This window comes from Sulfobacillus sp. TH-112 (genome assembly GCF_057473405.1).
Map to the genome: position 1 here is coordinate 1 of NZ_JBYCKN010000154.1, position 9,237 is coordinate 9,237.

Annotated in this window: 9 protein-coding genes; 3 read left to right on the forward strand and 6 right to left on the reverse strand. The window is 54.2% G+C overall.

What is annotated here, in order from left to right; genetic code table 11:
- Positions 1-1,296: urocanate hydratase (gene hutU, locus ACOJWD_RS11025; protein WP_486993281.1), on the reverse strand; the 1,296-nt coding region annotated here is incomplete at its 3' end.
- A gap of 205 nt (positions 1,297-1,501) precedes the next feature.
- Between hutU and ACOJWD_RS11030 the strand changes: the two genes are divergently transcribed.
- On the forward strand, positions 1,502-2,629 hold the full coding sequence (locus tag ACOJWD_RS11030) for a carbon-nitrogen hydrolase family protein (RefSeq protein WP_486993282.1): 1,128 nt from the start codon (positions 1,502-1,504) through the stop codon (positions 2,627-2,629).
- On the opposite strand, the gene ACOJWD_RS11035 is transcribed toward ACOJWD_RS11030, so the two are convergent.
- Entirely contained in the window at positions 2,525-2,788 is a 264-nt protein-coding gene (locus tag ACOJWD_RS11035) for a sulfurtransferase TusA family protein (RefSeq protein WP_486993283.1), read from the reverse strand. The two genes, ACOJWD_RS11030 and ACOJWD_RS11035, sit on opposite strands and share 105 nt — an antisense overlap.
- A 110-nt stretch (positions 2,789-2,898) precedes the next feature.
- Here ACOJWD_RS11035 and ACOJWD_RS11040 point away from each other — a divergent pair, with 110 nt between their 5' ends.
- Together ACOJWD_RS11040 and ACOJWD_RS11045 are read left to right on the forward strand one after the other, a co-directional pair.
- Complete coding sequence (locus ACOJWD_RS11040; protein ID WP_486993284.1) at positions 2,899-4,398, forward strand: nitrilase-related carbon-nitrogen hydrolase; 1,500 nt, start codon at positions 2,899-2,901, stop codon at positions 4,396-4,398.
- 91 nt (positions 4,399-4,489) lie between these two features.
- Positions 4,490-5,053, forward strand: a complete 564-nt coding sequence (locus ACOJWD_RS11045; protein ID WP_486993285.1) for an HNH endonuclease — start codon at positions 4,490-4,492, stop codon at positions 5,051-5,053.
- Positions 5,054-5,055: 2 nt separating this feature from the next.
- Here the strand turns inward: ACOJWD_RS11045 and ACOJWD_RS11050 are convergent, their stop codons facing one another.
- From ACOJWD_RS11050 to ACOJWD_RS11065, 4 genes are all read right to left on the reverse strand, one after another.
- The gene (locus ACOJWD_RS11050) at positions 5,056-6,369 is read right to left on the reverse strand and encodes an AAA family ATPase (protein WP_486993286.1); all 1,314 of its coding nucleotides are present in this window, start codon (positions 6,367-6,369) and stop codon (positions 5,056-5,058) included.
- A 1-nt stretch (position 6,370) separates the two neighbouring features.
- The gene (gene argS, locus ACOJWD_RS11055; protein ID WP_486993287.1) at positions 6,371-8,041 is read right to left on the reverse strand and encodes an arginine--tRNA ligase; all 1,671 of its coding nucleotides are present in this window, start codon (positions 8,039-8,041) and stop codon (positions 6,371-6,373) included.
- Between the two features lie 13 nt (positions 8,042-8,054).
- Positions 8,055-8,915, reverse strand: coding sequence for an agmatinase (gene speB, locus ACOJWD_RS11060; RefSeq protein WP_486993288.1), 861 nt, complete (start codon positions 8,913-8,915; stop codon positions 8,055-8,057).
- Positions 8,912-9,237, reverse strand: a 326-nt coding sequence (locus tag ACOJWD_RS11065) for a spermine/spermidine synthase domain-containing protein (protein WP_486993289.1), incomplete at its 5' end; no start/stop codon positions are given. The genes speB and ACOJWD_RS11065, both read right to left, overlap by 4 nt.

The following is a 9,237-nucleotide window of genomic DNA, read 5'->3' on the forward strand; positions in this document are numbered from 1 at the left end:
AAATTTGGCGCGCTCGCCATAGCCGAGCCAGCAAATTCTTGCCGGAAGCCCCTGAAATTGCACCCGCTGTTGCGCCATTGTAATCCACCGTCGTAATCGCTCATCGTCGGGAAAGAGCTCCAATACCTTTTGATCCGTCTTCTTAATATCCTCGGGATCGCCTGACAATGCTACCCAGCGAAACGGTCCACGTCCTTCTTCAAACTGGGGACGAATATATTGAGGAACAAATCCCGGAAAGTCAAACGCTCGCGTCACACCCTCTCCTCGAGCGACCTCACGCAGATTGTTGCCGTAGTCAAACACCACCGACCCTTGATCCATAAAAGCTAACATAGCCTCAACATGGCGAGCCATAGACTCTTTTGATCGCTGCACATATTCAGCGGGTTGTGCTTTTCTCAACTGATCGGCTTGCTCCAGACTTAATGCGGCCGGAATATAGCCATTGAGCGGATCGTGAGCGGAGGTTTGGTCGGTCACAATATCGGGATGAAAATTACGTCGCACCAGTTCGGGTAAAACTTCCGCGGCGTTCCCGAGCAATCCGATGGACACGGCCTCCCCTGCCCGACGGGCGGCCTCCACCTGTTGCAATGCGTCAGCCAAATCACTGGCCTCGCGATCGAGGTATTGCGTCTCAAGTCGACGACGCAGCCGGTCCGGTTGGGCCTCAATCACTAGCGCCACCCCACCGTTCATGGTTACGGCGAGGGGTTGCGCCCCTCCCATTCCGCCAAGCCCTGCCGTCAACACCACCCGATGTTTTAGGGTGCCCCCAAAGTGCTGCTCCGCACATTCGGCTAGTGTTTCGTAGGTCCCTTGCAAAATGCCCTGACTGCCAATATAAATCCATGATCCGGCAGTCATTTGTCCGTACATCGTGAGACCCATCTCTTCCAGTTTCCAAAACTCTTCCCAAGTCGCCCAGTGGGGCACCAAAAGACTATTTGCGATGAGAACCCGAGGCGCCCGAGAATGAGTTTCAAATACCCCAACCGGCTTCCCTGACTGAATCAGCAAAGTCTCATCATCGCGAAGGTCGATGAGAGATTCGATAATAGCATCAAAGGACGCCCAGTTTCGAGCCGCCTTGCCGCGCCCACCGTAGACCACTAACTCTTCCGGTTTTTCCGCCACCTCGGGGTCGAGGTTATTCATGAGCATTCGCAATACAGCTTCTTGTGGCCAATTGCGGCACACCAATTGCGTACCTCGCAAGGCACGAATCTGACGACTCTTGACCGTCGCCTGTAAGCTTTCGCGTACCATGGTCTCTTGTTGATTTTTCGCCAATTCTGCATCCTCCCATACATTTGCCCGATTTCACTGATCCTCCCTATAATAAGACAAAAGAGGGGTCCGAGGCCATGTTCGCCCAGAAACGGTTCCTCACCCACAGAGATAGGCGATTGTCCAGAGCACTCTCGTGGTAGGATAGGGGAGAGCGGACCTTAAAGTCCCAATGGGTCAAGGAGTGGCCAAAATCGGAGGATTTCGTGTGATCGTGGATTTATTTGCTGTGCAACCCTATATGGATGCCGAAGATTATTTTAGCAAAGAGGCCTTTTATCACAAAATCGAGCGGTACTTCAAAGCCGCACAACAGCAACGCGAGACTGGTCGACCGGCCGTCATCGTGTTTCCGGAAGATTTAGCGACCTTCCTATTGATGGAGGGACGCGCCACGTTGTTATCCGACATGCACACCATGAATGACGCCTTTGCCGCCATTGGGAACGCTCAAAAGTGGGCCATTCTCTGGTCCATGTTACGGTTTCATACTGTGAGTAGCAAACGCGCATTTTTTGCCCACGGCGCAGCACATGTCTGGCATATATGGCACGGCACCATGTCCCGCCTCGCCCATGACTATCAAATGACCGTGGTGGCTGGCTCGGCCCTTTTACCCGAGAGCCGATGGAATTATGATCTCAACACCTACCGAGCCCGGAACAATCGCATCTACAATCTGAGTTTTACCGTGAGTCCCCTAGGACACGTGGTGTATCATACGAGGAAAGTCAATTTGGTCCCAACGCAGGAAGATCAGCTCGATCTCTCTCCCGGATCCCTGAAAAAGGCCTTAGCGCTCCATACCCTGACGGATACGAATATTTCGATGGCGACCGCCATCTGCTATGATGCCTTTGCACGACCGCACACCAACGCCGAACCCCACTTTGTTAACGTCCTCGAAGCGCTAGACCGTAGCGGCGCTCGCCTCGTGGCTCAACCGTCAGCCAACCCTTGGTGGTGGAATGACCTGTGGCCTTTAGACGAAAGGCGGATACGACGAGAACAGTGGGACGAAGACGGATCGCTAACATCATTAGCCTCCTGTCGCAACGTGGAAGTCATCGTCAATCCGCAATTGTTGCTCAACTTTCTTGACCTCCACTTTGATGGCGAAAGCCGCATCCTAGCCCGGGTAGAAAACACGGTTGAGGTACTCGTGCGAAGCCAAGGAATTCAAGGGCCAGAGGCCGACCAGGTGCTGCATTCCTCCTGGAACTTTAAGGACTTAACGAGTCCGTCGGATGAGAAACCGAAACGGAGGAGCCTCCTCTTCTACCCTAACCAACTCGTGGCCCGTGGAGCGCATAAAGGAACGAAAATCATCACCTGACGTGACATCCGTCGTCCACACTTCTAAAATCTCTCCGACCTCAATGGCCCCGAGCCCTTTCTTCACTCGAATAATGGGTAAGGGTGCAGGTAGGCCCTTCGCGTCAATGGTTAATCGAATAGTGTCCGATGGGTTCATGTGTCTCGCCTCCACGCCCATTGTACTCGATCGTCTCCCCAACGTATCTCGGTAGCCCGGGAGTTTTCGGTGTTGCCAATATATGTTATTTAAGGTAGGATAAGGATATCAACCAGGTTAGGTGGGAGGCTATGTCTACTCCTCGCATTGCTATTTCGCAAGGTCCATACATTCGCGATGTGGAAGCGGCGACCAATCGCGCCTTAGACCAAATGCGGCACGCTGCCAGCCGAGGGGCCGATATCGTGGTCTTTCCCGAATGGTTCCTAGGGTTAAATCCGGTCGAAGTGTTACCCAACCGCTATATTGACAAAATCGGCCGCTTAGCCCGCGAATTAAATGTGATGGTCATTAGTGGAAGCGTGCGTGCACTCGAGCCCGAGAGCGGCAAAAAACAACAACGGTGCGTGGTCATCGAACGAGACGGCACCATGGCAGGCTCACAAGCCAAAGTGCTCTTCCAGCCGACCGAACGGCCCTGGTTCGAGCCAGGACCAGGGGTGGGGGCCATTTCCACTCGTTGGGGAAGAATTGTGATATTGGCGGGATTAGACGCTATGGATGACGACCTCTGGAGGAGCACTCTGGAACTCGCCCCGGACTTAGTTATTATGGCAGCCAGTCCGCGCACCCTGGCAGAACGGAGCCAATTTCATGAAGAAACCATTGTGCGCAGTCAAAAAATCTCTGCCACCACGGTGTTAGCGCCCTTACTGGGACGATTTTCCGGGTCATCTTATATCGGAGGAGCACTCATTGCCCACCAGGGGCGAGTGCTCGCCGTGGCCGATGAACAAGAAACCATGCTGATTTCTGGCGACCCTGAAGCTCCATTAATCCAATTGGGCGTCACAGATGTCTCCACCTATGTTCCGGTGTGTCGTCCGTTGGATGGCCGCCCGCTTGACGTAAAACGCGCACTCGGCCCTGAAGCCGAACGTCGCGTGCTGATTGATTGGGGCGTCCTCACCTCGGCACGTCCATACGACGATGCCTTAGGGATTCTCTCAATGGCACGCGACAATCCGCGTTGGATTGCGCTAGCACCTTTCCGACCGGGACATGCGTCGGCACTACGCCAATTACTGGAACAAGGGGCTGGGGGAGCCTTTGGCTATCCCGGACTCGATCGGGTGTTTCCGTGGTCTGATGAGATCCGCACTCTGGGTCAAATCATGGAACCCCTTAAGCGCCCCCTCATCGTCCATAGCGGCCCCGGCGCAGCGCCACTGCGATTTGATAGCCCGGGCCTTTGGGACGAATTCCTGATGGAATTCCCCTCTATCCCGGTCATCATTCACTCGATGGGACAATGCTCGCCCTATTTGGAGGAAGCGTTAGTGCTGGCAGAGCGCCACGCTCAAGTGCTTTTAGAGACCTCGCATGCCCCCTTGGGTGCCATTAAAGAGGCGATTCGTGCACTGGGACCGACCCGTCTAGTGTTCGGGAGCGGGGGATTACCGCAAGATTTTCACGATGCCTGGGGAAAAATCCAGCGTCTGGAGTCAGACCTCTCGCCGGAAGCCTATCAAAAAATCATCCATCTCAATGCCTATCACCTGTTTTTTGAGCCCTCGTTGACCGCCTCACGCCCCACGGCAACCATCCATCCGTTTCAAAAGCCGGGATAGATAAGATGGTACGCGCACATGGTATAATGAATTAGGAACAATCAAGGAGGCGTCCTAGGCGGAATCCGTACTCACTGATAAGGTGCCGGTCGTGGACTTGAGCGGTCGTCCGCTGACACCGTGCACTCTCGAGAAGGCAGAACAAAATCTGCGAGACGGGCTTGCGACAATGACGGCAGATGGCATACTGCGACTCAATTATCGCCCGCTGGCCCATCGACGAATCTATCGAACTATCCAACGTCGCGATGGATGGACTTGTGCCTGGTGTGGTGGACCGGGATCAACATTGGATCATGTCATCCCAGTGTGTTGGGGCGGTCGTACGACACTAGATAACTGCGTGATTGCATGCCGCGCATGTAATCACAGTCGCAACAACGCGCTTCCTAGTACGTTTGTGCGTTGGACCGGATACCATTCCCATCACCCCGTCATTCGAAATATCTTGCAGCGCGAACAAGACGCGTTACAAGCGGCCGAAGAGGTGCTTAAAAACACTCCGCTATCCCAATGTGTGTCTCGTGAAGAGGCTCAAGTCTGGGTAGCCTACCATGCAAGCCAAATTGACCGAGTGCGTCCTGTCCCTCCAGAAGTTCCCGCCACTCGCCTCAAACTAGACCAAAAGCCTTTCACGGAATACTTCGTTCCCTAATCTTACGCCCGATACATACGACCTTTCGCCCAGTCACGACGTCGAGAGACCTCTTCCTTTAAGGTTCGGGCCCAGGGAATTACCGTATGCCCCGCCTCTTGCAACACATTCCGGGTTAATGGTTCGTGGCGCTGTGCCGCGAGAAATCGAGCTTTCATAACCGCTTCTTGGATATCCGCTCCCGAGAAATCGGTCCAGTCGGCGGCGGTGCCTTCATAGGCTGCCATGTCATCGACAGGAATTTTTTGCAAGTGAATGAAAAGAATCTCTTCACGGGCCTTACTATCCGGCAAGTCGACAAAAAATAGGGCGTCAAACCGTCCCGGGCGCAAGAGTTCTGCCGGTAATGTCTCCACTTCATTAGCGGTGGCCATAAGCATGACGGCACTTTGATGCTCCTGCAGCCAAGTTAAAAGCCATCCTAAGAGCCGACGGCTCACTCCCCCGTCGGATTCTGATCCGGCTCGACCAATCGCTTTATCGATTTCGTCAATCCACAAAATGGCTGGCGCCAGCATTTCTACCGAGTCAATAGCCGCCGCCAATTGCGCTTCTGACTGGCCCACATAGCGTCCCATAATTCCCGCCCAATTAAGCCGGAATAATGGAATGTCCCAGTCACTCGCAAACGCTCGGACCGAAAGGCTTTTACCGGTCCCAGGAATTCCCGCGAGCAGCACTCCGCGAGGAAAGGGCAGATGCAATTCCGGGTGAGTGGCCAATTTTCGCTGATCCGCCCAGGCCTTCAGCAAGGTCAGTCCTCCCACCTCTCTCCAGCCGGTGCCATGACGTATCAATTCCAGGCCTGGCAACGCAATCTGCTGGCGCCTTGACGCGTCTGCCAAGCTCACAACGGGGCTTTGAGACCAACGGTAAAGGGAACTCATGTCAACCCCGCCCCATATCCATGACAGCACATCGTAACGCAGAGATTCCGGCATGGCCACATGAAGAGATCCCACCATGATGAGAAAGGTGTTTCGCCCTGGATGGGTGAGCTCTTTAATCGCTCTCTGGGTCCGGGGTGGAAGAGGGCTGGCCAACAAGTCATAGGCCACAATCACCCCAGCATCCATCCCCAATACTTTATCCACCAGTACTTCAGGATCTCGCGTCAACTGCCCGGAAAGTACGTCGCCGGAGCGCACCAGTCCGCCCACCATACTCCATCGCCAAAGCGGAACGCCCAGCTGGTCAGCGAGCCCCGCACCGGCATTAAATGCTTGCGCCTCGTCGTAGGTCTGGAGATAGAGCACCCGCACTCCTTCGTTCCACCAGTCGTACAACATTTCGGCAACATCGCTACGCCTTGGCATCCTACATTTCCTCGGGTTGTTGAATGCCGAGCAAATCCAAACCTCGCGTGATCACGGTGAGCACCGCCTCAATGAGTGCCAGACGAGCCTCGCGGACGCCATCCGGAGCATCTAATATGCGTTCAGCGCGATAAAAACTATGAAAGGCACTCGCCAGGTCCACCAAGAAATTTGGCAAATGTTGTGGTGCCCGCTCTAAAGCCACTCGATTCACCACGTCGGGAAATTCCGCTAAAAGCATCAACAAGACGCGTTCTGACGGGGCAATAAGCGCCGTAAAATCTAGTGGTCCCGGCTGATGGCCAGAGGCACGCCAGGCCCGCATAATGCTGTGAATTCGAGCACCCGCATACTGCACGTAATATACCGGGTTGTCTGAACTCTTCAGCGTCGCCAGGTTAAGATCAAAATCCAACGGCGTTTCCGGTGCTCTCTCGGCGAGAAAAAATCGTGCCGGGTCTACGCCAGCTTCGTCTATGAGGTCTTCTAAGGTGACGAATTGTCCGCCGCGTTTAGACATCCTGACCAGCTCTTTTCCACGCATTAAACGCACCCATTGAATAATCAAAATCTCTAGCCGGTCGCGGGGATATCCGAGCGCTTCCACCACCGCCCGCATGCGATTGACGTACCCATGATGATCGGGCCCCAAAACGTCAATGACATAGTCATAGCCACGGTCAAATTTCCCCGCATGGTAGGCCGCATCCGGCACAAAATAGGTATAGGTACCGTCCGATCGCACCATCACACGATCTTTATCATCACCAAAGACGGTCGAGGTAAACCATAAGGCGCCGTCGGCTTCGCGCATATACCCCCGCTGTCGCAACCGATCTATAATCTTCTCAGGTGCGCCCGCCTCCCGCAACGCACGTTCCGAAAACCATTGATCAAAGGTCACCCGAAATGCACTCAAAACCTCTTCATGACTCTGTCGCATAATGTCCGCCCCGTAGGCGCCAAGCTCTGTATAGTGTCTTTCACTTAATTGGTGAGGGTCGGTTTCCGGATGCTCCTGCCAATAACGCGCGGCTAAATCTTTCACGTACTCCCCAGGGTACACATTCTCAGGCCAGGCACTCATGACCTCTTCTCCGGCGAGTTCCTTTAACCGAAGCGCCATCGCGTGTCCCAACGTGACTGTCTGATTGCCAGCATCATTCACGTAAAACTCACGGAAGACACTAAATCCAGCGGCGGTCATGGTTCGGGCGAGAACATCGCCGACCACGGCCGCACGGCCGCTCACCAGCACCATTGGCCCGGTAGGATTGGCCGACACATATTCGAGCAACACGCGCTGTCCGCGCCCCGCATCGGTGTTCCCATACTCCTCGGGATGACTCAGTACATCGCCGACCACTTCGCTGAGCCATGCCGTCCGCAGAGTCAAGTTAAGAAATCCTGGCCCGGCAATATCGAGCGACTCAATCGCTGGCATTTCTGGCCAATAGGCCAATAATTTTTCTAATACCGCCCGTGGCGCCATTTTCATGGCGGCAGCCGACTTCATCGCAAAGCTGGTGGTGAGGTCCCCATGGCCTCGCTCTGTCGGGGAGTCAATCCGCACCATCTCGTCCAATGCGAAGAATCCTTCATGATGCAAGAAATCGAGAATGACCCGCCGTATCTCTTGGCGGGCTTGTTCGAGTCGTGATGTCATCGACATGCTGTTCCTCCCCCTACATTGCCGAAATAGCCAAGAGCGCCTCCCGTACCATTTTAGCCGCTAATACGCCGGAGCGCTGTGAAAGATCATTGGCTGGCATGGCTTCTACCAAATCCATTCCCACAATCTGTAACTCGCGGAACAAGCGAACCGCTGCGAGCACTTCCTGAGAACTAATCCCCCCGGGTTCCGGTGTCCCTGTTCCTGGCATATATGCCGGATCCACCACGTCAATATCGATCGTGACATAGACCGGGCGCCCCTTCAACTCCCCGATGCAAGACTTCAAGGGTTCCAACACCGCATGAGGATAAAAGTTCACGTGCTCTTTCGCATAGATAGCTTCGTCGCGGGTCGATGACCGAATACCAAATTGGTACAGATGTTTTGGCTGCAGCAATTCGCTCACCCGCCGCAAGACGGTCGCATGAGAGAGCGACTCACCAAGATAGTCATCGCGGAGATCAGCATGCGCATCAAAGTGCACCACTGCCAAATCGGGATACTGTGCTACCATGGCCTCTATCAGTGGCAACGTGACTAAGTGTTCTCCCCCTACAGCAAAGAACTTCTTGCCCTCTTCGAGGATGCTGCGCGCCGCCTCGCGAATTTGCGATAAACTCTTCACCACATTCCCGAACGGCAATTCCAAGTCCCCCGCGTCACAAACGCGTACATCTTCCAGATCGCGATCTTGGGCTAAAGAATAGGTCTCTAATGCATAAGATGCCTCGCGCACCCGACCCGGTCCAAAGCGAGAGCCCGGCTGAAAAGAGACCGTAAAATCCATCGGAATGCCAAAATATACCCAATCCGCCGTATCCCTATCCGCGTTCATTCCCAAAAATCGGTCCATCTTCGTGAATTCACTCATTGCATGAGATCCTTGACGAATTTTGGCAGTTGAAACGCCGCTGTCTCTAGCTCCGGAGTCCAATACTGAGTGTCAATGGCCGTTCCTTGACACCGTGACGAAGGCTGATGGGCATGCTCAGACGCCATTAAGAAGCTCCAAAATCCGGTAGGATACGTCGGGATGGCCGCGACATACATCTGCACATGAGCAAACGCGGTCTGCATGCCGTCTTTCATCTGACGAATCAAGTCCTGATGAATAAAAGGCGATTCGGACTGCGCCACCAGAATCCCCTCGGGTTTTAGTGCGTCACGAATACTTTGATAAAACTCTTTCTGAA

Bases quoted from the DNA above. Each gene is read 5' to 3' on its own strand.
- ACOJWD_RS11035 (WP_486993283.1), bottom strand. From the start codon at position 2,788: ATGGGCGTGGAGGCGAGACACATGAACCCATCGGACACTATTCGATTA.
- ACOJWD_RS11040 (WP_486993284.1), top strand. From the start codon at position 2,899: ATGTCTACTCCTCGCATTGCTATTTCGCAAGGTCCATACATTCGCGAT.
- ACOJWD_RS11050 (WP_486993286.1), bottom strand. From the start codon at position 6,369: ATGCCAAGGCGTAGCGATGTTGCCGAAATGTTGTACGACTGGTGGAAC.
- argS (WP_486993287.1), bottom strand. From the start codon at position 8,041: ATGTCGATGACATCACGACTCGAACAAGCCCGCCAAGAGATACGGCGG.
- speB (WP_486993288.1), bottom strand. From the start codon at position 8,915: ATGAGTGAATTCACGAAGATGGACCGATTTTTGGGAATGAACGCGGAT.